The sequence below is a fragment of the Olleya sediminilitoris genome (genome assembly GCF_016785945.1).
GTDB lineage: Bacteria > Bacteroidota > Bacteroidia > Flavobacteriales > Flavobacteriaceae > Olleya > Olleya sediminilitoris.
Genome location: NZ_JAEMEF010000004.1, coordinates 81,195 through 105,481, shown reverse-complemented (window position 1 = coordinate 105,481; position 24,287 = coordinate 81,195). Strand labels below are relative to the sequence as shown.

General features: G+C 29.5%; 21 protein-coding genes and 1 riboswitch. Of the genes, 17 read left to right on the top strand and 4 right to left on the bottom strand.

Going from position 1 to position 24,287, the window contains the following annotated elements; translation table 11 throughout:
* Nucleotides 1-1,833 (bottom strand): TonB-dependent receptor plug domain-containing protein, encoded by a 1,833-nt coding sequence (locus tag JAO71_RS06200; protein WP_202999616.1) that lies wholly within the window; start codon nt 1,831-1,833, stop codon nt 1-3.
* 30 nt (nt 1,834-1,863) lie between these two features.
* A riboswitch (cobalamin riboswitch) is annotated at nt 1,864-2,055 on the bottom strand.
* Nucleotides 2,056-2,237: 182 nt separating this feature from the next.
* On the opposite strand from JAO71_RS06200, the gene JAO71_RS06195 reads away from it, so the two are divergent.
* The 12 genes from JAO71_RS06195 (at nt 2,238) to JAO71_RS06140 (ending at nt 14,389) form a co-directional block, all read left to right on the top strand.
* The gene (locus JAO71_RS06195; protein ID WP_202999614.1) at nt 2,238-3,395 is read left to right on the top strand and encodes an ABC transporter substrate-binding protein; all 1,158 of its coding nucleotides are present in this window, start codon (nt 2,238-2,240) and stop codon (nt 3,393-3,395) included.
* Nucleotides 3,396-3,453: 58 nt separating this feature from the next.
* Complete coding sequence (locus JAO71_RS06190) at nt 3,454-4,479, top strand: FecCD family ABC transporter permease (RefSeq protein ID WP_202999612.1); 1,026 nt, start codon at nt 3,454-3,456, stop codon at nt 4,477-4,479.
* A 4-nt stretch (nt 4,480-4,483) separates the two neighbouring features.
* Entirely contained in the window at nt 4,484-5,278 is a 795-nt protein-coding gene (locus JAO71_RS06185) for an ABC transporter ATP-binding protein (RefSeq protein ID WP_202999610.1), read from the top strand.
* Between the two features lie 339 nt (nt 5,279-5,617).
* Entirely contained in the window at nt 5,618-7,003 is a 1,386-nt protein-coding gene (locus JAO71_RS06180) for a DNA recombination protein RmuC (RefSeq protein ID WP_202999608.1), read from the top strand.
* A 12-nt stretch (nt 7,004-7,015) separates the two neighbouring features.
* Entirely contained in the window at nt 7,016-7,381 is a 366-nt protein-coding gene (locus JAO71_RS06175) for a hypothetical protein (RefSeq protein ID WP_028606468.1), read from the top strand.
* 2 nt (nt 7,382-7,383) lie between these two features.
* Nucleotides 7,384-7,938, top strand: a complete 555-nt coding sequence (locus JAO71_RS06170; RefSeq protein ID WP_036598214.1) for an acyl-CoA thioesterase — start codon at nt 7,384-7,386, stop codon at nt 7,936-7,938.
* An 81-nt stretch (nt 7,939-8,019) separates the two neighbouring features.
* A complete protein-coding gene (locus JAO71_RS06165) occupies nt 8,020-8,916 on the top strand; it encodes a hypothetical protein (protein WP_054851441.1) in 897 nt (298 codons plus the stop codon).
* A gap of 3 nt (nt 8,917-8,919) precedes the next feature.
* A complete protein-coding gene (locus JAO71_RS06160; RefSeq protein WP_202999606.1) occupies nt 8,920-10,374 on the top strand; it encodes a B12-binding domain-containing radical SAM protein in 1,455 nt (484 codons plus the stop codon).
* Entirely contained in the window at nt 10,367-11,149 is a 783-nt protein-coding gene (locus tag JAO71_RS06155; protein ID WP_054851443.1) for a class I SAM-dependent methyltransferase, read from the top strand. Before JAO71_RS06160 ends, JAO71_RS06155 begins: the two co-directional genes overlap by 8 nt.
* Entirely contained in the window at nt 11,146-12,528 is a 1,383-nt protein-coding gene (locus tag JAO71_RS06150) for a B12-binding domain-containing radical SAM protein (protein ID WP_202999604.1), read from the top strand. The genes JAO71_RS06155 and JAO71_RS06150 overlap by 4 nt, the downstream gene beginning before the upstream one ends.
* Nucleotides 12,525-13,637 carry a hypothetical protein gene (locus JAO71_RS06145; RefSeq protein ID WP_202999602.1) on the top strand — a complete coding sequence of 371 codons (1,113 nt, stop codon included), beginning with the start codon at nt 12,525-12,527 and terminating at the stop codon, nt 13,635-13,637. Before JAO71_RS06150 ends, JAO71_RS06145 begins: the two co-directional genes overlap by 4 nt.
* 2 nt (nt 13,638-13,639) lie before the next feature.
* Nucleotides 13,640-14,389 (top strand): glycosyltransferase family 2 protein, encoded by a 750-nt coding sequence (locus tag JAO71_RS06140; protein WP_116823138.1) that lies wholly within the window; start codon nt 13,640-13,642, stop codon nt 14,387-14,389.
* A gap of 178 nt (nt 14,390-14,567) precedes the next feature.
* Here JAO71_RS06140 and JAO71_RS06135 read toward each other — a convergent pair whose 3' ends face one another.
* Nucleotides 14,568-16,163 (bottom strand): glycosyltransferase family 87 protein, encoded by a 1,596-nt coding sequence (locus tag JAO71_RS06135; protein WP_202999600.1) that lies wholly within the window; start codon nt 16,161-16,163, stop codon nt 14,568-14,570.
* A gap of 95 nt (nt 16,164-16,258) precedes the next feature.
* On the opposite strand from JAO71_RS06135, the gene JAO71_RS06130 reads away from it, so the two are divergent.
* Genes JAO71_RS06130 through JAO71_RS06115 form a run of 4 tightly spaced genes read left to right on the top strand, consistent with a single transcriptional unit; the run spans nt 16,259 to nt 20,315 of the window.
* Nucleotides 16,259-17,443, top strand: a complete 1,185-nt coding sequence (locus JAO71_RS06130; protein WP_202999598.1) for a hypothetical protein — start codon at nt 16,259-16,261, stop codon at nt 17,441-17,443.
* A gap of 3 nt (nt 17,444-17,446) precedes the next feature.
* Nucleotides 17,447-18,133 (top strand): FkbM family methyltransferase, encoded by a 687-nt coding sequence (locus tag JAO71_RS06125; protein ID WP_202999596.1) that lies wholly within the window; start codon nt 17,447-17,449, stop codon nt 18,131-18,133.
* Nucleotides 18,133-19,653, top strand: a complete 1,521-nt coding sequence (locus JAO71_RS06120) for a B12-binding domain-containing radical SAM protein (RefSeq protein ID WP_116823142.1) — start codon at nt 18,133-18,135, stop codon at nt 19,651-19,653. Before JAO71_RS06125 ends, JAO71_RS06120 begins: the two co-directional genes overlap by 1 nt.
* Nucleotides 19,650-20,315, top strand: a complete 666-nt coding sequence (locus tag JAO71_RS06115) for a methyltransferase (protein WP_202999594.1) — start codon at nt 19,650-19,652, stop codon at nt 20,313-20,315. The genes JAO71_RS06120 and JAO71_RS06115 overlap by 4 nt, the downstream gene beginning before the upstream one ends.
* Nucleotides 20,316-20,352: 37 nt before the next feature.
* On the opposite strand, the gene carB is transcribed toward JAO71_RS06115, so the two are convergent.
* Together carB and rpmH are read right to left on the bottom strand one after the other, a co-directional pair.
* Entirely contained in the window at nt 20,353-23,205 is a 2,853-nt protein-coding gene (carB, locus tag JAO71_RS06110; RefSeq protein ID WP_028291242.1) for a carbamoyl-phosphate synthase large subunit, read from the bottom strand.
* A gap of 105 nt (nt 23,206-23,310) precedes the next feature.
* On the bottom strand, nt 23,311-23,472 hold the full coding sequence (gene rpmH / locus JAO71_RS06105; RefSeq protein ID WP_028291243.1) for a 50S ribosomal protein L34: 162 nt from the start codon (nt 23,470-23,472) through the stop codon (nt 23,311-23,313).
* Between the two features lie 211 nt (nt 23,473-23,683).
* Between rpmH and JAO71_RS06100 the strand changes: the two genes are divergently transcribed.
* Nucleotides 23,684-24,262 (top strand): tetratricopeptide repeat protein, encoded by a 579-nt coding sequence (locus tag JAO71_RS06100; RefSeq protein WP_028291244.1) that lies wholly within the window; start codon nt 23,684-23,686, stop codon nt 24,260-24,262.
* Nucleotides 24,263-24,287 lie beyond the last annotated feature (25 nt).

The window sequence follows — 24,287 nt, the reverse complement described above, 5'->3', positions numbered from 1 at the left end:
TTAAAATTTAATTGTTGTTTGAATTGTAAAGTTTCTGTTTGGCATTGGGCGCAATGCTACATTCTCATAATAGGTATTAAAAATATTATTAACTTTTAATTCTACTATGTAGTTTGTATTTCCTTTTGAATTTAAATTATAAGCGACACCTATATTACTGACGTTATAAAATGGTAATTCGTCTCTTGATAAAGTAAAGACTTCTCCATTAAACAAATGCTGATAATACATACTAAACTGTTTGTATCCATAAGATAAATTAGCATTTGCTTTATGAAAAGGGACATATAATAATTGTTGACTAGCAGTTTTATCTTCAGCTATTGTGTAAGAGTAGAGCCCTTTTAATTCTAGGTTATGATTTTTAAACTGTTGTTTAAAACCTAATTCGGCTTCAACCCCATAATGTTCAGTTTCAGCAATATTTATTGGACTCCAAAGTCCTGATGTATTAGGTCTCCATTGTATTAAATCTGAAGTGGTTATATAATAAGCATTCAGTTTTAAATTAATTTTTTTATAATTTAATTCTTGTCCCAAATCTATTTGATATGATGATTCTGGAACCAAATCAGGGTTTCCTCCTGGTTGCCAAAACAAATCATTAAATGTTGGGACTCTGTAATTTTTAGATGCATTTATTTTTATAGCATAATTTTTAGTTAATTGAATTTTAGAATCTACTGAAAACACTAAAGGGCTTGTAAACCCACTAGTAAAATCCTTTCTTAGGTTTAAACCATATGTGATTTTTTTGGTTGGGTTATGCTGTAATAAAGCGGTCGCTGAAAACACTTGTCTATTGGGACTACCAAAACTACCTCCTTCTCCATCAATAGTGTTGTATTCTAAAATTGATTTTAATGCTATTTTATCAGATACATCATAATTTAAATCGTGCTTTAAAACTAGAGTATTAACCTTTCCAAACGAAAAATTAGCCTTCTCCTTATTTTCAAAATATTTATATTCTTCATGTAAATTGGCTACTTTAAACTTGGACTGGATGGTTGTACCAATATGTGACCATTCTAACATGTTCCTGTAATTAAAATCTTTATATCCACTTTTAGAAGGCGCTACCAATGTACCTGAAAAATTACGGTCACTAAAAAAAGTTTGATGGTACAACTTTAAGACATCTGTATCGCTTATAAAATATCCTAAATTAGCATTAATATTTTGATTATTAAAAGCTCCATTTTGGTTGGTTAAATCGGTATCTAAATACTTATAATCATTATCAGAATCCACATAACTTACACCTATATTTCCTGCAAAATTGGTGTTTCCAAAATCCGTAGATAAACTATATTGCTTAGTATTAAAACTACCTAAACTTACACGTGCTGTTGAATTAAAATGATTAATAAATTGTAATTTATTATTTAAATGTACAGTACCTCCAATACTACCACTTCCGTATTGTACACTTCCTCCTCCACTTTTAATATCTACCGAACTAAAGTTTGTTGTATTTATAGTATTAAAATCAGTTTGACCGTTTAATTGCGAGTTTATATTTATTCCATTCCAGATGACAGCAGTTTGTGAGGCATTTGTCCCTCTAAATGATGGAGAAGACACCATTCCAAAACCATTTTCTTTAAAGTAAATATTAGAATTAAAGCGTAATAAATCTGTAAAAGTAGATGTGTTTTTGTTTAATACAGAATCGTTTAAAACGGTGACTTTAAATCCAGCAGCATTACGTTTCAATTTAACATCACTCAACTCAATTTCATCTAAAAATTGAATAGAGTCCGTTGGTGTTTGTCCAAAGGATAACACGCAATAACATACAGCAAAAAATACTACAATATTCTGTTTCATAAATCTTAAAAATCTTTCTCCCGAAGATTGTATTAGATGACAAATTTGGCAGGTCTCCTGACTTGCGTCTTGTTATTGGTCTTCCCATCTTAATGACAGTGACATGAAGTATAATAACAAGCGTTATAGCTTACAGTTGCGGGAACAGTTCTGGATTTTAACCAGATTCCCTTTTAATCCATTCAATAAAACTGAATGAAACCTAAATTCGATTGCGAAAGTACTATTAAATATTAATTTGTGACTACTTTTTTTTGTTCATTTTATAAATCAAATAAACAAAGCCAATTAAAAAATGGACAATAATCACACCTCCTACTATATATATTGTTAAATTTGAACCGTCTCTCATAACTAAAATTTTATATAAATTTAAAGGAAACAATTCCGCTAAAGTGTTACCTATGTTACAAAACAAAGTCTATTTATTACTGTTTATATCTTCATTTTTACTATTTAATTGTAAAGAAGATAAAGGTATTATCCGAAAACTACCACCTCTTGAAAAATCAACAAATAGTATTACTTATGCTGAAGGTTTTAGTGTTGAAGAGGTCAGTGGTTTTAAAGTTTTAAAAATTAATAACCCTTGGCCAAATGCAGACAAAACCTATAAGTATGTATTAATATCTAAAGAAGAAGCTGCAAAAAGATCTTTTATGAAAGGTGAATATGATGGCATTATCATAACTCCTGTCAAACGTATTGTAGTGACATCAACAACACATATTCCTGCATTGGAGTTGTTAAATGAAGAAGAAAGTTTGATTGGTTTTCCTGGCACAGATTATGTCTCGTCGCAAAAAACAAGACAACTTATAGATAATGGTAACATCAGAGAGTTAGGAAAAAATGAAGGTTTAAACACAGAAGTACTTCTAGATCTAAACCCTAATCTTGTTGTTGGATTTGGTGTAGACGGTTCTAGCAAATCTTTAAATACAGTCAGTAAAGCCAATATACCTGTAGTTTATAATGGTGATTGGGTAGAAAAATCTCCTTTAGCTAAAGCTGAATGGATTAAGTTTTTTGGTGCGTTATATAATAAAACAAAACAAGCCGATTCTATTTTTAAAACCATAGAAACGGATTATAAAGCAGCAAAAAAACTAGCACAAACGGTTAAAAACAGACCAACAGTAATAAGTGGAGCAATGCACAAAGATGTATGGTACCTTCCAAACGGAACAAGTACTGAAGCTCAATTTTTAAAAGATGCTAATGTGGACTATTTATATGCTGACACAACTGGTAAAGGAAGTTTAGCTTTAAGCTTCGAAACCGTCTTTGAAAAAGCAAAAAGTGCAAACCTTTGGTTAAGTCCATCCTATTTTCCAACAATGGAAGCTTTAAAAGAAGCCAACACACATTACACACAATTTGATGCTTTTAAAAATAATGCGATATATACATTTTCTAATACTACAGGTAAAACTGGAGGTGTTTTGTATTATGAGCTTGGTTTAGCAAGACCTGATTTGGTATTAAAAGATATTATTAAAATTAGTCATCCAGAGCTATTACCATATTACCAACCGTTTTTCTTTAAACAACTAAAGTAATACAAATACAATCCCTAATATTTAAACAATATTCTACCCTAAGTCAAATACTAAACTATTGAAAAACAACTATCAATATAGCTTTATAATTTTAATAATACTATTGGTTGTCTTGTGCTGTGTAAACATCAGTTTAGGCTCTATATCCATTAGTTTTAACACTATAATAGATAGTTTTTTGGTGGATTCTTCAGACTATAGTAGTAAAGAATACATCATACAAAATTACCGTTTACCAAAAGCCATCACAGCTATTTTAGTAGGTTCTGGCTTAGGTATTTCTGGTTTATTAATGCAAACATTATTCAAAAACCCTTTAGCTGGACCTTTTGTTTTAGGTATAACCTCTGGAGCCAGTCTTGGTGTCGCTTTAGTTATTTTAGGTAGTGGTATTTTTGGCGGATTTCTAGCCACATTCCTATTATCAAAATGGAGTTTAGTCATTGCAGCAAGCATAGGTAGTTTTTTAGTCCTACTATTAGTCTTAATAGTCTCTTCAAAAGTTAGAGATACTATGGCTATTTTAATTATTGGATTAATGTTTGGTAGCATTACATCTGCCATAGTTAGCGTACTATCCTACTTTAGTAGTGCAGAACAATTGCAGCAATACATTTTTTGGGGATTTGGTAGTTTAGGAGATTTAGATTGGACCGAAGTCAAAATATTTTCACTTATTTATACTATTGGCATCCTTTTTAGCGTAGCATCCATTAAAGGGCTAAACACCTTATTATTAGGTCAAAACTATGCAAAAAGCTTAGGTTTAAACATCAAAAAAAGTCGCTTAATAATTATTATTGCAACAAGCTTATTAGCAGGTACAATAACTGCATTTGCAGGACCAATTGCATTTATAGGTTTAGCCATTCCGCATATAACAAGACAAGTATTTAATACTTCAAACCATAAAATATTATTACCTGCAGTTTTTTTATTTGGTGCAATAATCATGTTAATTTGCGACAGCATTGCACAATTACCAAACACAGACTATTTATTACCAATCAATGCCATCACCTCTTTAATTGGTGCTCCAGTTGTGGTTTGGTTATTAGTTAGACAACGTAGAATGGTGTTTTAATATTATGAAAACCTCTTTAAAACATACCATCCTAAAAACCGAAAATCTACACATTGGATATACCTCTAAAAAAGAAACTATTACAGTTGCCTCCAATATTAATTTAGCCTTAAACAAAGGCGAATTAATAGGCTTAGTTGGTGGTAACGGAATCGGGAAATCTACATTATTAAAAACACTAACAAAAGTTCAAAACCCTTTACAGGGAAATATTAGCATTAACCAAAAAACTTTAGAAAACTACAGTAATTTAGAACTAGCAAAAACGCTAAGTTTGGTTTTAACCGAAACTTTAACAGCAAAAAATCTAACCGTTTTTGAATTGATTGCCTTAGGAAGACAACCTTACACCAATTGGGTTGGCACAATAACCGAAGCTGATTTAAGTATTATTAATAAAGCTATCAGTCAGACAAATATTACAGATTTAAAACATAAAAAATGTTTCGAGCTTAGTGATGGTCAACTACAAAAAGTAATGATAGCACGTGCTTTAGCACAAGATACCGATTTAATTATTCTAGACGAACCAACGTCACATTTAGACATGTACCACAAGGTGTACATCTTAAAACTACTTCAAAAAATAACCAAAGAAACCGGTAAAACAATCTTGTTTTCGTCTCACGAAATAGATTTAGCCATCCAATTATGCGATAGTATGATTGTCATGTCAAATAATTCTATTGTTAGTGACTCACCTTGTCATTTAATCGAAAAAGGTGCATTTTCTAACCTGTTTCCGGAAGATATGATTGTTTTTGACCCAAATACAGGCAGTTTTAGAGTTAAAAAGTAATTTTATCTAATACTTTAAAATTCAAATAACAAACAAACATACGTCATACTGAACTCGTTTCAGTATCTCATCTTTATTGAGTATTTTGTGTTTTCTTCAATTAAATTATACTAACTTAAATATCAATCAGTAGTAAAAACCATCAAACATACGTCATACTTAACTTGTTTCAGTATCTCATATCAAATTTAGCATTTTAAAAGTCTATTTTAATACCTCATAAACTAACTATTAATTACTTTCAGTAGTAACTAAATTAAGTATTCAATTTATAAAAATACTAGACTTCTCACTGAGAGACAAATTAACTATCTTTACACAAATTCTTTGTTAATAAAAATGAACGACAACATCATCCTTATTATTGCTATATTAATTGCTGCCACTATTGGTGGTTATTTAGGTATGCTATTTACTAAACTAAAAAGTAAAAGCGAAAAAAGCACCTTAGAAGAGCGTAACAATAACCTACAACAGCAATTAAATGACTTAAAACACTACCATACTACTGAAAACGAAAAGCAAACCTCTAATTTTAATACACAATTAGGAGATTTACGTGATACGATTTCTAAAATCGAAACTGACAGAGAGTCTATTAGACGCGAAAAAGATTTTTTAAGTCAAGAATTAGCTAGAAAAAATACCGAGTTTGAAAATCTACAACAACTTAATATAAAACGTGATGAAGAACTTGAAATTAGACAAGAACAATTACGTAAAGATTTTGAGCTATTAGCTACTAAAATATTAGACGAAAAAAGCGAAAAGTTTACACTTCAAAATAAAGAAAACATCAAAAACATTTTAAACCCTTTACAGGAAAAAATTATGGTTTTTGAGAAAAAAGTAGACGATACTCAAAAAGAAAGTATCAGCATGCACAGTGCTTTAAAAGAGCAATTGTTAGGTTTAAAAGACTTAAATCAACAAATGACTAAAGAAGCAACCAACCTAACTAGAGCTTTAAAAGGTGACAGTAAAATGCAAGGAAATTGGGGAGAATTAGTCCTAGAACGTGTGCTTGAAAAGTCTGGTTTGGAAAAAGACAGAGAGTATTTTGTACAACAAAACTTTACCAGAGAAGATGGCTCTAGAGTATTACCAGATATTGTATTACACTTACCAGGAAACAAAAAAATGATTATTGACAGTAAAGTGTCTTTAACCGATTATGAACGCTATGTTAATGCCGAAGATCAAGAACGTGAGACTTATTTAAAAGCACACTTAAACTCGATTAAAAAACACGTAGACCAACTGTCTGACAAAAAATATGAAGATTTATATGATATTGAATCTCCTGATTTTGTCTTACTTTTTATTCCTATCGAGCCTGCTTTTGCAGTTGCTATAAACGCAGATAATACGTTATACAATAAAGCTTTTGAAAAAAATATTGTTATTGTAACACCTTCTACCCTATTGGCTACATTACGTACTGTTGATAGCATGTGGAATAACGAGAAACAACAACAAAATGCTATTGAAATTGCAAGACAAGCAGGTGCTTTATATGATAAATTTGAAGGATTAGTATCTGACTTAACTGGTGTTGGAAAGAAAATTGACGATGCCAAAAAAGACTATTCTGCTGCAATGAACAAGCTTGTTGATGGACGCGGAAACCTAATTAGAAGTGTAGAAAAAATTAAAAAACTTGGTGCAAAAGCAAAAAAATCTTTACCAGAAGCTTTTATTAAACGTGCCGAATCTGACGATTAACCCAAAGATATTATGATAAAATTTTTAGTAAAAACCTTAGTTGTAATTATATTAATAATCGCTGCATACTTCAGCTTTATCTATTTTGCAACTTATAGTGAAGGTGTAAGAGCTGGTGAGCTTGTTAAGTTTAGTAGCAAAGGTGTCATGTTTAAAACTTGGGAAGGCGAAGTTAGTCAAGGTGTGTCTGAGGCTCAACTTTTTAAATTTTCAGTAGAAGATAAAGAGACACAGGTTATTAAAGATCTAAATCGTTTGCAAGGTAAATTTGTAAAATTAACGTATTTTGAACGCTACAAAACCTTTTTCTGGTTAGGTGACACTAAATATTTTATTACTAAAGTAGAAGAAGACAAAGACCGACGATCTAATTATTAATTATGAAAAATTACAAAAAAGTAGACGCTTCACGCATTAGTATTTCAGAATTAATGCTGCCATCACACTCCAATTTTAGTGGAAAAATACATGGTGGATACATCCTAAATTTAATGGATCAAATTGCGTTTGCTTGCGCTTCTAAACACTCAAAAGCCTATTGTGTTACTGCTAGTGTGGATACTGTAGATTTTTTAAATCCAATTGAAGTTGGAGAGTTAGTAACCATGAAAGCGTCTGTAAATTTTGTTGGAAACACATCAATGGTTGTTGGTATACGTGTTATTGCAGAAAACATACAAACAGGAGTTATAAAACATTGTAACTCGTCTTACTTTACAATGGTTGCAAAAGACGAAAGTGGTAAATCCACACCTGTACCTGGTCTAATTTTAAATGACAAAAATGAAGTCAAACGTTTTTTAAAAGCTTTAAAACGTATGGAAACAAAAAAACAACGTCAGTTTGAATTTGATCATCAAGATTTTTCACATATTGATTATTTACCATTACTTCAAGATCATAAAGTTAGGATAGATTTACCTGATAATTTTTAAAATTTAGATAAAAAAAGAAAAAAAACAGTCGTCTTTAAGAATTATGAGAAATTATTAGTTAAATTAACAAAAAAAATAAAATTGCCTGTCCTTAAAACATTACTTTATTTTTCAATTTTTAATTATCCAATAACTAAAGAAGAAATTTATAGATATTCGGAAATTAATTCTATTGAAGACGTAAGTAAACAAATAAACTACTTATTAAACAAAAACGTTATTTTTCAATTTGGCTCTTATTTTTCTATAAAAAACGATAAACACCTAGTAAACAGAAGAGAGATAGGCAACCAAAAAGCAAAAGCTATTTTACCTAAAGCTAAAAAAGTAAGTGGTTTTATTGCTAATTTTCCCTACGTAGAAAGTGTTAGTATTTCTGGAGCATTATCCAAAGGTTACTATGATGATGTTGATGGTGACTTCGATTTTTTTATAATTACCAAACCAAATCGACTTTGGATTGCTAGAACACTTCTAATTTTATACAAGAAAGTTTTTCTACTTAACTCTAAAAAGTACTTCTGTGTAAATTATTTTATAGGAAGTAACCAATTAAGTATTGTAGAACGTAATAGGTTTACTGCTACCGAAATTGTAACCTTACTCCCTTTTTTTGGCAAAGAAGCTTTTAGTAAATTTATTACAAATAATGAATGGACAATGCAACAGTTTCCCAACATTGAAAAAGTGAATTTTGAAGCCATAAAAAACATAAAAAAGCCTTTACTTTCTAGATTTTTAGAGTTCATTTTAAACACTAGTTTAGGAAATACTTTAGACGATTTTTTTAGAAAACTAACGTTAAAAAAATGGCAAAAAAGTTTTGGACACTTAAGCAAAGAAGATTTTAAAATTGCAATGAAATCTACCAAAAACGTATCTAAACATCATCCTCAAAACTTTCAGAAAAAAGTGATTTTAAGTTTAGAAGAGTCTTATAATAATATAATAGAAAAGTATAATTTAGAGTACCTTTAAAATATGATTGATATTCTTTTTTCTCATTCCTATTTCTATAAATTCGACCAAAAGCAATGGAATAACAAAACACCTTTTCCTCCTTTAGGTACACTTTATGCTGCTTCTTATTTAAGAAAAAATGGTTATGCTGTTTCGCTTTTTGATACTAATTTAATAGATAATCCCGAAAGTGTTTCGGATAAAATAAAAACAGAAAAACCAAAATACTTTGTAGTTTATGACGATGGTTTTAATTACCTCACAAAAATGTGTTTAACCACAATGCGTGAAGCTGCTTTTAAAATGATTAAAATAGCAAAAGCATTAAACTGTAAGGTTATTGTTTGTAGCTCAGACTCTACAGATCACTACGAAAAATATTTAGATAATGGTGCAGATTTTATTATACAAGGTGAAGGAGAAATCTCTTTAAAAGAACTTATTGATGCCTTAACCAACAACCAAAATACTTCACAAATAAAAGGTTTGGTTTTTAAAAATAAAACTGAAATAATAAAAAATCCAAAACATGCTGTTTTAAGAGACCTAGATGTTTTACCAATGCCAGCTTGGGATTTGGTAAACATAAAATCTTATAAAAATATTTGGGAATCTGGCGGAAAACAATTTACATTAAACATAGCAACTACAAGAGGTTGTCCTTTTAAATGTAATTGGTGTGCAAAACCAATTTATGGAAATAGATACAATTCACACTCACCAGAATATATAACTAAGCACATTAAATTTTTAAGCGAAACTTACAATGTAAATAGGTTTTGGATGTGTGACGACATTTTTGGTTTAAAACCAAATTGGGTTCAGAATTTTAATTTTTTATTAAAAAAAGAACAACTAAACATCTCTTATTATATACAAAGTCGTGTAGATTTATTATTAAAAGAAGACACTATAGATGCTTTAGAGCAAAGTGGTTTGGAAGAAGTTTGGGTTGGTGCAGAAAGTGGTTCGCAAACCATTTTAGATGCTATGGATAAAGAAACCAAAGTAGAACAGATTTACAAAGCAACAAAGTTATTAAAAGCAAAAAAAATTAAAGTTGCATTTTTTATTCAGTTTGGTTATTTAAACGAGACTAAGGAAGATATAAATAAAACTATTGCAATGATTAAAGAGTTGGTTCCAGATAATATTGGAATCTCTGTGTCCTATCCTCTTCCTGGAACAAAATTTTACGACAAAGTAAAAGACGATTTACAATTAAAAGCTAATTGGACAGATTCCGATGAATTAGCCATGATGTTTAAAGGAACCTTTAACTCTAAATACTATAAAAAACTACATCGTTTTGTACATAAAGAGTATCGAAAAAGTCAAGGTTTTGCTAGTTTAAAATCTATTTTTAGTACGAATAAAACCACAAATTGGAGAGCCATTGGTTTATTACCTTATTATATTCCAACTTCTTTTTTAGACAAAATAACGCTTAATACAATGCAAAACACAAATGATTAATAATTTTGATGTTGCTGCAAAAACCTACGATTTCGATTTTACATTGTCCAAAATAGGACAAGCACAACGCAATGTTGTATACCGCAATTTAAGCGCTGTTTTTAAACCTAAAAAAGCACTTAATATTTTAGAACTTAATTGTGGTACTGGTTTCGATGCTTTAAATTTCGCAAAATCTGGACATATTGTTACTGCTACAGATATATCTAAACAAATGATTGCTGTTGCACAGTCTAAAAAAAACGAGCACAATGTTAAGTTTGCTACTCAAGATATAACAAGAATAACTACAGCTTCATTTAAAACTAAATTTGACTACATATTTTCAAATTTTGGAGGTTTTAATTGTTTAACGACTTCCCAAATTGAAACTTTTTTTAAAACTTCAGCTAAACTATTAAAACCAAAAAGCAAAATCACTTTAGTAATAATGCCTAAATATTGCATTTGGGAATTTCTATATTTCGGCTTAAAATTTCAGCTAAAAAAAGCTAAAAGAAGACAAACTAAAAGCTATGCAATAGCCAATGTAAATGGAACTGAGGTTAAAACGTGGTATTATAATCCAAAACAAATTGAGGCTTTAGCGCAAAAACAGTTTAAGATAAATACTGTAAAACCAGTTGGATTAAGCATTCCTCCTTCGTATCTTGAACATTCAATTGCGTCAAAACCCTTTTTATTGTCAATATTTAAAGCTTTAGATGCTATTTTTACTGCTTCTTTTTTATCAAAATTCGCAGATCACTATTTAATAGAATTGGAATTAAAATGAGTATTGTTTTAACACATAGTTATTTTTTAAATGAAGATGATAAGGAGCAAAAAATAATGAAACCATATGCTCCTCTTGGTTTACTATACGTTTCTGGTTATTTAAATGAGAAAGGTATAAAAAACGATGTCTACGATTCTACGTTTTATTCTAGTAATGCACAATTAAAGTTTATTGAAGAAAAACAACCTAAAGTGGTAGCTATTTACACTAATTTAATGACCAAAGTAAACGTTATTAAATTAGTAAAAGCATTAAAAACTGAAGCCAAATATGGTTTTCCAAAACTTATTTTAGGAGGTCCAGATGTTACTTACAATTTAGAAAACTACCTTAATACAGGAATAGATTTTATAGTAATTGGAGAAGGAGAGCAAACCACTTTAGAACTTTACAATGCCATAATTAACAATACCAATTTTAGCACTATTTCTGGTATTGCCTATTTGCAAAACAACGCTGTTTTTAAAACTGCTCCAAGAGTAAAAATGAAGAGTTTACTAGAGTTGCCTTTACCAAATAGAGAAGCAATAGCCATAGACAAATATTTAGATACCTGGAAAACACACCACGGAAAAAGCTCTATGACAGTTAGCACACAACGTGGCTGTCCTTACACTTGCAAATGGTGTAGTACTGCTGTTTATGGACAAAGTTACAGACGTAGACCTGCTAAACAAGTTGTGCAAGAATTAAAGCTTATACAAACTAAATACAATCCAGATTCTATTTGGTTTGTAGACGATGTGTTTACAGTAAGCCACAAGTGGATAAAAGAGTTTTACCAAGAAATGATTTTGCAAAACATTACTATTCCTTTTGAATGTATTACAAGAGCTGAACGTTTAAACAACGAAATACTTGAGCTTTTAAAAAAAATAGGATGCTATCGTATTTGGATTGGAGCAGAATCTGGATCGCAAAAAATAATTGATGCAATGGACAGACGTGTGGATGTAAATGTTGTTAAAAAAGCCATACAAAACACCAATAAATTAGGTATAGAAACTGGTACTTTTATAATGGTTGGTTATCCAGGAGAAACCTTAAACGATATAAAAGCAACGACTACATATTTAAAAGAAGCTAATCCAACTCATTTTACAATTACAAAAGCATATCCAATCAAAGGAACTGCATTATATACAGAGATTGAACAAAAAATTACCATAAAACCAGATTGGGAAACCTCTACAGATCGTGATATAGATTTTACACGTACTTACAAGACAAAATTTTATGATTATGCTATAAAATATATTGTAAACGAAGTAAATTACAGTAAAGAAAAACTAAAAACCAAACCCAATTTAAAAGCTCTTTTTAAGTTGAAAACAAAAGCTTTTGCTGCATTTAATATAATGAAATTAAGCCAATGAGAATAATAGCATTTATACTTTTTTCTTGCCTTTTTATTTGTTGTAAAAGCGAATATTCTGAAATTGATAACACTTCGGAATTAAAACTTAAATGGAATAAATCTCATCAAGATGACTCTATAAACAGAGCTGTAATTGGCTTACAATGGGCTTTATCGTATGTTGGATCAAATACACCTTGCAATTCCAAAAGCATTAAAGTTTCTGGAAATATAATAACTATTTATCCAGATTACGTTGGCTTAAATAATAAAGCATTAGCAGTTTTTAAAACTTTAATAAGTAAAATTAAACAAACCGAAGCTTTCAAAAATAACAACACGTTGGATTTAGGTCGCTTTATTACACTGCTACTTGCAAGTCCAGAACATTATTATGCACTTGTGGGTACACCAAAAACTTTAGAGCAATTAAAAGCAAAATACAAGCTTAATGCACAAAAAGGATATGTAAATAACTCGAGTGTAGCACTACAGGATAGAATTATTAGTTTTTCTGATTTAAAAGACCTTAATCAACTTTGGATATCTGAAGAAATAGATTCTATCTCAAAAACTATTTACGAATTGGAGACTATTGAGTTACTTAAAAACGGACAGTTACGTTTTGGTATTTATAACAAAAATGGAATACTTAAAAACGTAGCCAATAGTAAACATACAGCTGCAGGAAAGCCTGGTAAATGTATTTGGTGCCACGAGTCTAATTTAAACCAGATGTTTAAAAAACAAGACAATGTGTATGGTTTTTTATCAGCAGATGCATTACAGCAAAAAATAAAAGCAAGTAGGGATACATTTAAAAGGAAAAGAAAACTACTTAAAGAAACCGTAGACTTCAATAAAAAACAACAACACACTTTTACCGAAATACTTTACATTTCGTTTTTAGAACCTTCAGCAAAACGCTTAAGTTTAGAATGGAATATTAACGAAGATGAAGTAGTTAAAAGCTTAAAACACTTAAAAACTCACAAACACAAAGAGTTTCAGTTTTTAGGTGATTTGTATTACCGAAAAGATGTAGAGCAATTTGCTCCTTTAAAAGCTATAAAAGTTTCTAGCAGTGTTAGAGAATTGTCCGCAAACGAAATAAATCATTTAAACTAAAAATGATAAATAACAAAAAAATTGTTGTTGTAATGCCTGCTTACAATGCAGCAAAAACTGTTGAAAAAACATTTAAAGAAATCCCTTTTAATATAGTAGACGATGTTATACTTACAGACGATTACAGCACAGATAACACTGTAAATATTGCAAAAAGATTAGGTATAAAACATGTACTAACTCATAAAAAAAATATTGGGTATGGAGGCAATCAAAAAACATGCTACGATAAAGCTTTAGAGTTAAATGCAGATATTATAATAATGCTTCATCCAGACTATCAATACACACCAAAATTAATACCAGCAATGTGCGATTTGGTTGCAAATAATGTAAATGATGTTGTTTTAGGATCTCGTATTTTAAGCGAAGGAGCAGTAAAAAACGGAATGCCAATTTACAAGTATATTTCTAACCGTTTTTTAACCTTGTTTCAAAATATATTAATGTCGCAAAAGCTATCCGAATATCATACAGGGTACCGTTGTTTTAATGCCGAAACACTTAAAAAAATTGATTATAACAGCAACTCTAACGACTTTGTTTTTGATAACCAATTATTAGCACAATGCTGTTTTATAAAAGCTAGAATTGGAGAAATATCATGTCCTGCAAAATATTTCGAAGATGCATCATCTATCAATTTTAAACGGAGCGTTACTTATGGTTTTGGTGTTTTAAAAGTGTCACTAATGTATTTTTTTCAAAAATTAGGTGTGTTTAAGTTTAATATATTTAAGTCTTTAACTTAAGTTATTTAGTCCACTTTTGTATTGCAGTAGTTCTCTCTTCTTCCGAAAACAAAATGAAGTTCATATTTAGAATTGTAAACTTCATTTAAATAGTGTTCTGGAAATTTAATAAAGTTTTTAAAATTGTTATATAATACCAATACAAATCGATCTTTAATATAGTATTTTAAAAAGACTATCAATTGCTATTTATATTTATCTTTTTTAAAGTAAATGCTCCTCTTCTAGATTGAGAATCTGTAAGGTAATACACTTCTTTACTATTAATTAAAACAGGTTTTTTCTTTAAAGAAGGATCGTTAGTAAGTTGTTCCCCGTTTAATACTATTTGGTTATTTACTAGCTTACAAGCAGAAGTATTAAAGGTATTAACTGAGATTTTTGTTGTTACAGTTTCTTTACCATTTTTACCCAACGCAAAGTAAGTTAAAAGATTATTGGTTTGTGAAAAATCGTAAATTATAAAGAATTCTTGTGTTTTTAAAACATACAGTGACATCAATTTTTTTGAGTTACTAAAAACACTCAAATAAAAAGGGATTAATAAAATTATTGATGCAAAAATAAATAAGAAAGATTTGCGCTTAGCAAATGTAGAGAAAACAATAATAGCCAAAATTAGAGCAAACCACATACGCGAAAACCGCAGTAGTATTGGTAGATTTTCTAATTTTGACAAAGGAAAATTACACAATAAAAATAGAATTAAAAAAAAAGCTATTTTTTTCCACATATTCATTTTATTACTTATAATATAAAAAGCAGGAATAATCCATAGTATTTGTGCATAAGTTGCTGTTCTGGATTGTACTAAAAACAAGGTGACAATCCATATAGAAAGTAAAGCCAAAACATCCTTTTTAACCTTAAAACTCATAGAAAAAGCTAAACCAAGAAACACAGCTTTAAATATCCAAATTATAGCAGTATATAAGCGTTCGCTATTATATAACACATTAGGATTATAATAGGAATCGTGAATAAAAAGTGTTTTAAAAAACACATCGAAAGATTGCGAGTTAAATTGAAAATTAACAGTGCTTTTATTAGCAATAGCATTAGGAATAACTTCGAGAAAATAGGTTTTCCAAACAGGAGTTCCTGTTAAAGTAATGCCTAAAACTAATAATAAAAATCCTGAAATAACAGCATAAATTATTGCTTTTTTATTATTGTTTAAAACAAAAACAACACCATAAAAAACAGGAAAAACTTTAAGCAAACTTGCCAGTGCCAATAAGGTTCCTCCTGCTTTTGCTTTGCCTTTTTTAATTTGCAAAAAGCTAAAAACAATAAGGGCAAAAATTAAAAAATAAGTTTGTCCAAATAATATTTGGTTTCTTATAGGTACGTAAAATAAAACAGGAATTACATAAACTAGTAAATGGCTTTTTTCTCCATAACGCTTAATTAAAGCAGCAATAGACAATACAAAGAGAATACAACTAATTCCATTAAAAACAGCTTTTGCTGTATATGCATTTTCAATAAATGCAAAAGGATAAAAAGCAACAATGTTAAAAGGAGAATTTAAATAAAAATCGGCAAAAACCTCATTATAACCTAAAGACCATATATAATTGTTAAACTCATAAATATCGAATAGAAAAAACTCTGGAGTATTGTTATATATAGCTAAATGCGCAGGAAAATAGCTGTTTGCAAAATCGTGTAAAGGAAACGATAACGACCTATAAAAAACATACCCTAAAAATAAGAGTAATGGGAATATAGACTTAACCGTAAAAATATGTTTAATAATGTTTTGTTTCATATCACTCTATAAAAGTAATGCTAATTAACCATAGTTAAATATAAAACTCCAAGAGAAATAATGTAAATTGCATTTAGCTTTAGTGACTAATTTATATGATAAATAAAAAAAATATAACTCGAGTTTTACCTATTGCTTTAAATGGGTTTAGAAGTTTCCTAAGTCCAATAATATCTATATTCTTTTCTTACATTGTTGTACACTTTTTTTCTAAAGAACTTTGGGGAAACTTTGTAGAGTATTTACTTTTTATATTAATTACATCTGTAATTATTAATTGGGGAAATAAAACCTATTTAATGAGGTTATTTAGCCAAAACCCAAAAGAAATAATAGCTAATTGGCAAATGTTATTTAAAGCAAGGTTTCCTATATGCCTTATTATAATTTTAATAGTTCCATTTTTATATGGCATAAACACATCCATATTGTTAATAATCTGGCTTCTAAGTGCTTTTGTACAAAACTCCTTTTTATCTGTTATATTTTATAACAGAGATTATATCGAATTTATTGGCATCGAACTTACAGGTTTTGCAATTTTATTATTACAATTATACTTTTTAAAAACCAATATAACCTTATTAATTTTATTACAAACTTATGTAATTGCAATGCTAATAAAAGCAGTAATTACAGCTCTACTCTACTCTAAATATTTACGCTTTAAAAACATAAAAATAAACACAAAAGTATTGTTCTTGAGTTTTCCTTTTTTTTTATTAGGGATTTCTGGTTTCTTACAGTCTAAGATTGATGTTTACGCTTATAGTTTAATAACAAAAGGCACACCTTTAGGCGAATACCAAATAATATCTGGATTTTTTGTTTTTTCTCAATCAATAGCAATGCTGTTAATTTTTCCTTACGTTAAAAACATTTATAGAATGAATTCTAAAAGTATACTAAAAATAAAAAAAGGCTTTGTTATTTATGGTTTTTTACTCAACTTACTAGTTGTAACATTTATCTATTTTTCTCTTTTATATTTTAATATAAAATTATCGTTAGTTCAACTTATTTTTGGTTTTATTATAGGCTATCCATGTTATATTTATAGTCTAGACATTTTAATGTTATTTAAAAAACACAAGGAATCTCTAGTTATAAAAATTTCGGCAATAAGCTTAAGTATAAATTTCGTCTTATCTTTAACTTTATTATATTTAGGATACAATTTTACAGGACTTTTGGCAGCTAATGCTATAGCTCAAATTTTTAGTTTAAGCTGTTATATATATCTATACAACAAAAAAACCACCTATATAAACCTAAGTTAATAAATGCTATTTAATAATTATCTTAAAAAAAAAGCACTAAAAAAGCTATATAAATCATTAGTAATAACTCATGATTTGTGTTTTGATATTGGAGCAAATTTAGGATATAAAAGTATCATTTTATTAGAGTTAAAAAACAATGTAATAGGTTTTGAGCCACAAACAAGTTGCAAAAAACCATTAAAAAAAATAGCAACTAAAAACTCTCATTTTTTATATGAAAAAATAGCACTAGGAGCAGAAAATTTTGAAACTGAATTAAACTTAGGAAACCATATAGAAATAGCAACTTTATCTAATAAATTTATTCAACATTTTAAAAATGAAAAAATTTATTGGCATGCAAAAGAAAAGGTGACCGTTAAAACATTAGACTCACAAATAAAAAAATATGGCTTACCTAAATATTGTAAAATAGATGCAGAAGGATACGAATATGAAATTTTAAAAAATTTAACTTATAAAATTCCTATTATCGAATTTGAATTTACAGGTGGCTTTATAAAAGAAACATTATTGTGTATAGAAAAAATTTCTAGTTTAGGAGATTATACATTTAATTATATTTTAAACGAAAACCCTAAATTAGAAATTAAACAATGGGTTTCTAAAAAAGAAATTTTAACCATAATAAAGGTGTTAAAATCTAAAAATCTACATGGCAATATTTTTGCCAGAATACAGAATTAATGAAAAACAAAATTATCATATTCAATCCAAAAAGTGCAAATGGAAAGCATAGAATACCTAATTCTATACTTCAAGTTGGAGGATCAATACATGGAAAACATGAATATGTTTTTGTAGACGGAAACCTAGAAAAAGACCCTTGGCAAACTATAAACACTTATTTTAAAACAGGAGAATTTAAATATTTTTGTAGTACTGTAATGCCTGGACCACAATTAAAACAAGCCATACCTTATACAAAAAAAATTAAAACACTTTACCCAAAAACCATAACAATTTGGGGAGGATATTTCCCGTCCAATCAATACAGAGTTTGTTTAAATTCTGGCTATGTAAACTATATTGTAAATGGTCCTGGAGACAATACTTTTCCTCATTTAATTGAGGCTTTAGAGCAAAATAATTTAGACGAAATTCCTAAAATAAAAAATCTTATATACCAAGACAATAATGGAGCAAATCATAAAACTCCTGTCGAAGCTTTAATAAACCAAGATGATTTAGCTAAATTTCCTTATCAATATCTCAACAGTTTTTATCCAGTAAATAATTATTTAGCAAAAACATTTATGGGACAAAAAACACTATCCTATCACTCAAGTATGGGTTGTCCTTTTTCATGTTCTTTTTGTGCTGTAGTACCAATTTATAACGCAAAATGGAAAGGTATGTCTGCTGCCAGGATTTACGAAGATGTAAAGTATTTTAAAGACAATTACAATATTGATGCTATAGAATTTCATGACAATAACTTTTTTACATCTAAAAAAAGAGTATTAGAATTTTCTAAATTAATATTAAACGATAATCTTAGTTTTTGGGGAGAAGGAAGAATAGATACCATAAATAAATATAGTGACGACGATTTAAAACTAATGCGTAAAGCAGGTTGCAAAATGATTTTTCTTGGAGCAGAAACTGGTAACGACGAGGTTTTAAAACAAATGAATAAAGGAGGTACACAGTCTGGACAAATGATTAAAGATTTTGTTTTAAGAATGAAAAAAGCCGATATTATTCCAGAACTTTCTTTTGTTTTAGGAATGCCTGCTAAAACCGAAGAACAAGTTTACAAGCAAATACTTTGGGATATTAATTTTATAAAAGAAATAAAAACCATTAATCCAGATGCCGAAATAATTATTTACTTATACAGTCCTGTTCCTACCGAAGGATCTGAGCTTTACCAACAAATTTTAGATGCTGGATTTTCGTTCCCAGAAACTTTAGAAGAATGGATAGATCCTAGTTGGGAAAGTTTCGATTTACGTAAAAACCCTCTTACTCCTTGGTTAAAACCTTATATGATAGACACCATTAAAAATTTTGAAACCGTATTAAATGGTTACTATCCAACGGTTTCAGATTTTAGAATAAGAGGTTATAAAAAAACAGTTTTAAAAGGAATCTCTAAATTAAGATACAATAGTGGCTTTTATAAATATCCATATGAGATTAAAGTGTTACATAAAATTTGGAAATACAGACAACCTGAAATAGAAGGGTTTTATTCGGAATGATTAGAACATTTATAAAAAAAATAACGCATCCTTTTTTAAAGTTTTTTACCGAGAATTACTTTAATAAAACACGAAATTACACCTATAAAAACATTACTGTAAAGGTTGTACCTAGTGTATTTCCTCCACATTATACAATTAGCACAAAAATATTACTAGACTATATTTCTAGTTTAGATTTAAAAGAAAAAACCTTATTAGAATTAGGTTGTGGATCTGGTATAATCTCTTTGTTTGCAGCATCTAAAAATGCTACTGTTACTGCTTCAGATATAAATAAAAACGCTTTAAATGCGCTTAAAACTGCAGCAGATTACAATAAGTTAAATCTAACTATTTTATATTCAGATTTATTTCAGAAATTACAAAAGTCACCTTTTGATGTAATTATAATAAATCCTCCTTACTACCCTAAAAACCCTAAAAACATTAAAGAAAATGCTTGGTTTTGTGGTGAAGATTTTGAGTATTTTAAAAATTTATTTTTTCAACTAGATACTAGAGAAGACAAACTTGTATTAATGATATTATCGCAAGACTGCGACCTTGAAAAAATAAAAAATATAGCTGATACGCATAACATAAAGTTGGAATGTGTTTTAGAGAAAAAAGTTTTGGCAGAGAATAATTTTATTTTCAGTATAAAAAAAACCTTCAATTAAAATTGAAGGTTTTTTTGTATTGTATCTATTTTGACAATTACTTACTTAAGTACATTTTACGTCTTGAGTATAAATTGTAAAATTCGTCATCTTTTAAATCGTCAATAAATAAGATGCTTTCTCCAGTACTTTTCATTTCTGGACCTAGCTTTTTATTTACATTATGAAACTTGTTAAAAGAAAACACAGGTTGTTTTATTGCATAACCGTTTAATTTTGGGTTAAATTCAAAATCAGTTACTTTCTTTTCACCTAACATCACTTTAGTTGCATAGTTTACGTAAGGTTCTCCGTAAGCTTTAGCTATAAACGGAACCGTTCTTGATGCTCTTGGATTAGCTTCAATTATATAAACTTTATCATCTTTAACTGCAAACTGTATGTTTATTAAACCTACTGTATTTAATGCTAAAGCAATCTTTTTAGTATGATCTTTAATTTGTTGCATTACTAAATCTCCTAAGTTAAAAGGAGGTAATAAAGAGTTACTATCACCAGAGTGTATACCACAAGGTTCTATATGCTCCATAATACCAATAATGTATACATTTTCACCATCACAAATAGCATCAGCTTCAGCTTCAATTGCACCATCTAGATAATGGTCTAAAAGTAATTGGTTTCCTGGCATACGACTTAATAAGTCTACGACATGCTTTTCAAGTTCTTCTTTATTAATAACAATCTTCATACCTTGACCACCAAGTACGTAAGAAGGTCTTACTAATATTGGAAAATCTAACACATCTGCAATTGCTGCTGCTTCATCAGCTGTTGTTGCAATATCAAATTCTGGATAAGGAATTTCTAAATCCTTTAATAAAGTAGAAAAATGCCCTCTATCCTCGGCTAAATCTAATGCTTGGTAACTTGTACCTAATATTTTAATACCGTAACGCTCAAGTTTTTCGGCTAATTTTAAAGCGGTTTGACCACCAAGTTGCACTATAACACCTTCTGGCTTTTCATGCTTAATGATATCGTAAATATGTTCCCAGAATACAGGTTCAAAATACAGTTTATCAGCAGTATCAAAATCGGTAGAAACCGTTTCTGGATTACAATTAATCATGATGGTTTCGTAACCACATTCTGCTGCAGCTAAAACACCATGAACACAACAGTAATCAAACTCGATCCCTTGACCAATACGGTTTGGACCAGATCCTAAAACAATTACTTTTTTCTTATCTGAAACAATACTTTCATTATCTGCTTGTCGTGTTCCGTCTGCAGTTTCAACATCGTTTTCAAACGTTGAATAATAATATGGCGTTTTTGCTTCAAACTCTGCTGCACAAGTATCAACCAGTTTATAAACACGATTAATATTTAATTCTTCACGTTTATTATAGACTTGACTTTCTAAACAACCCAACATGTGTGCTATTTGTCTGTCTCCATATCCTTTTTGCTTCGCTTCAAGTAATAAATCCTTTTGAATAGTATCAATAGTAAAAGTTGAGATTTCTTTTTCTATGAAATATAATTCTTCGTATTGCTTTAAAAACCACATGTCTATTTTTGTGATTTCATGAATACGACTTAACGGAATTCCCATTTGAATGGCATCATAAATAGCAAAAACACGATCCCAACTAGCGTGTGTTAGTTTATCTATAACTTGGTCGTAGTTTTTATAACCTTTACCATCAGCACCTAAACCGTTACGTTTAATTTCTAGCGACTGAGTTGCTTTGTGCAAGGCTTCTTGAAAGCTACGTCCAATTCCCATGACTTCTCCAACAGATTTCATTTGTAAACCTAAAGTCCTGTCTGATCCTTCAAATTTATCAAAATTCCAACGTGGTATTTTTACGATTACATAATCTAAAGTCGGCTCGAATAAAGCAGAAGTAGATTTAGTAATTTGGTTTTCAAGTTCATCTAAATGATATCCTAAAGCTAGCTTAGCTGCAATTTTTGCAATTGGATAACCTGTCGCTTTACTTGCTAAGGCAGAAGAACGCGATACACGAGGATTAATCTCGATAGCAATAATATCTTCGTTTTCATCTGGACTTACAGCAAATTGTACATTACAACCTCCTGCAAAATCACCAATATTGCGCATCATATGGATTGCCATATCACGCATTTTTTGGTATGTTTTATCACTTAATGTCATTGCTGGAGCAACAGTAATCGAGTCTCCTGTGTGGATACCAATAGGATCCATGTTTTCAATAGCACAAATAATAACAACATTATCGTTTGAGTCTCTAAGTAACTCTAACTCATATTCTTTCCAGCCAATTAAGGCTTTATCAATCATGACTTCGTGGATTGGAGACGTCTCTAAACCACGTGTCAACAACTCGTCAAAATCTTCTTCTTTATATACAAAAGAAGCTCCTGCTCCTCCTAAAGTAAAGGATGCTCTAATAATTAAAGGGAAACCAAACTCTTGTGCAATTTCTTTTCCTTTTAAATAAGAAGTCGCTGTTGCTTGAGGTGCCATAGGAATACCAATATCAAGCATTAACTCTCTAAACTTCTCTCTATCTTCGGTAATGTTAATAGCGTCAATATTTACACCTATTATTTCTACACCAAAATCTTTCCAAATACCTTTTTCGTCTGCTTCAATACATAAATTCAAGGCAGTTTGTCCTCCCATTGTAGGTAAAACAGCATCAATATGTGGATGCTCTTTAAGTATTTGGATTATTGATTTAGTCGTTAATGGCAACAAGTAAACATGATCTGCCATACTTGGGTCAGTCATAATTGTTGCTGGATTAGAGTTTATTAAAATGGTTTCGATACCATCTTCTCTTAACGATCGTAAAGCCTGAGTACCAGAGTAATCAAACTCACAAGCTTGACCAATTACTATTGGACCTGAACCAATAATTAAAATCGATTTTAAATTAGATTGTTTTGGCATTTTATTAATTTTATTTCGGTTATCAAAAATAATCAAATTTGGATACAAAAAAAGGCGTTACACCTAAGTAACGCCTTTAATATATTAACAATTGAAAATCATTAATTATCTTTTATGTCTAGTCTCAGTTGAAACAGATATTTTCTTTCTTCCTTTAGCACGACGACGCGCTAATACCTTTCTACCATTAGCAGAAGCCATTCTCTCTCTAAAACCATGTTTATTTCTTCTTTTTCTCTTTGATGGTTGAAACGTTCTTTTTGGCATTGTCTTATGTTTTTAAATCTAAATAGTAAATGTTTTAAATGTTTTAGACTTTCCCTAAAACTGAGCGCAAATATACAACGACTTTTTTATTTGACAAACCTAATTTTAAAAATATTTTTAAAGATTTTTTTAGTTTCTTTGTACTCCAATAAAAAATACGCCTAAAAGCGTTTAAATTTAAGTAAAAATAAGACATTTAAAATTAACAATAATGTACAATAAAGTAATAAAATTAATAATAGCAATCGGAATTTTTGGTGTAGCCATCTGGCAATTTGTAGAAGGAAACATAGGAAATGGTATCATGTACATCCTTTTATCTCTGATATTTGTCTTTTTATATTTTAAAAATGAATTTATTTTACTTGCGTTTTTAAGATTAAGAAAACAAGATTATCCTGGTGCTAAAAAATGGTTAGATAAAATTAAAAATCCAGAAACTGCTTTAGTACAAAAACAACAAGGTTACTATAACTTTTTAAATGGTATCATGGTGTCTCAAGATAATATGAGTGAAGCTGAGCGTTACTTTAGAAAAGCTGAAAAGCTTGGATTATCTATGGATCATGACATGGCAATGGTTAAATTAAACTTAGCAGGTGTTGCTTTATCAAAAAGAAGAAAGCAAGAAGCGACTAACTTATTGGCCGAAGCACAAAAATTAGATAAACAAGGCATGTTAACAGATCAGATTAAAATGATGAAAGAAAACATGAAACGTGCCCAAGCACCAAAACAACATTATGGTCAAGGTGGATCTATTAGAGCACAAAAAAGAAGAAGTAGATAATCAAACTACATTTTATAAAAAAAGG

Coding starts and splice junctions, on each gene's coding strand:
- JAO71_RS06200 (WP_202999616.1), bottom strand. CDS start 1,833: ATGAAACAGAATATTGTAGTATTTTTTGCTGTATGTTATTGCGTGTTA.
- JAO71_RS06195 (WP_202999614.1), top strand. CDS start 2,238: ATGTTACAAAACAAAGTCTATTTATTACTGTTTATATCTTCATTTTTA.
- JAO71_RS06185 (WP_202999610.1), top strand. CDS start 4,484: ATGAAAACCTCTTTAAAACATACCATCCTAAAAACCGAAAATCTACAC.
- JAO71_RS06180 (WP_202999608.1), top strand. CDS start 5,618: ATGAACGACAACATCATCCTTATTATTGCTATATTAATTGCTGCCACT.
- JAO71_RS06175 (WP_028606468.1), top strand. CDS start 7,016: ATGATAAAATTTTTAGTAAAAACCTTAGTTGTAATTATATTAATAATC.
- JAO71_RS06170 (WP_036598214.1), top strand. CDS start 7,384: ATGAAAAATTACAAAAAAGTAGACGCTTCACGCATTAGTATTTCAGAA.
- JAO71_RS06160 (WP_202999606.1), top strand. CDS start 8,920: ATGATTGATATTCTTTTTTCTCATTCCTATTTCTATAAATTCGACCAA.
- JAO71_RS06155 (WP_054851443.1), top strand. CDS start 10,367: ATGATTAATAATTTTGATGTTGCTGCAAAAACCTACGATTTCGATTTT.
- JAO71_RS06150 (WP_202999604.1), top strand. CDS start 11,146: ATGAGTATTGTTTTAACACATAGTTATTTTTTAAATGAAGATGATAAG.
- JAO71_RS06145 (WP_202999602.1), top strand. CDS start 12,525: ATGAGAATAATAGCATTTATACTTTTTTCTTGCCTTTTTATTTGTTGT.
- JAO71_RS06140 (WP_116823138.1), top strand. CDS start 13,640: ATGATAAATAACAAAAAAATTGTTGTTGTAATGCCTGCTTACAATGCA.
- JAO71_RS06135 (WP_202999600.1), bottom strand. CDS start 16,163: ATGAAACAAAACATTATTAAACATATTTTTACGGTTAAGTCTATATTC.
- JAO71_RS06130 (WP_202999598.1), top strand. CDS start 16,259: ATGATAAATAAAAAAAATATAACTCGAGTTTTACCTATTGCTTTAAAT.
- JAO71_RS06125 (WP_202999596.1), top strand. CDS start 17,447: ATGCTATTTAATAATTATCTTAAAAAAAAAGCACTAAAAAAGCTATAT.
- JAO71_RS06120 (WP_116823142.1), top strand. CDS start 18,133: ATGAAAAACAAAATTATCATATTCAATCCAAAAAGTGCAAATGGAAAG.
- JAO71_RS06115 (WP_202999594.1), top strand. CDS start 19,650: ATGATTAGAACATTTATAAAAAAAATAACGCATCCTTTTTTAAAGTTT.
- carB (WP_028291242.1), bottom strand. CDS start 23,205: ATGCCAAAACAATCTAATTTAAAATCGATTTTAATTATTGGTTCAGGT.
- rpmH (WP_028291243.1), bottom strand. CDS start 23,472: ATGCCAAAAAGAACGTTTCAACCATCAAAGAGAAAAAGAAGAAATAAA.
- JAO71_RS06100 (WP_028291244.1), top strand. CDS start 23,684: ATGTACAATAAAGTAATAAAATTAATAATAGCAATCGGAATTTTTGGT.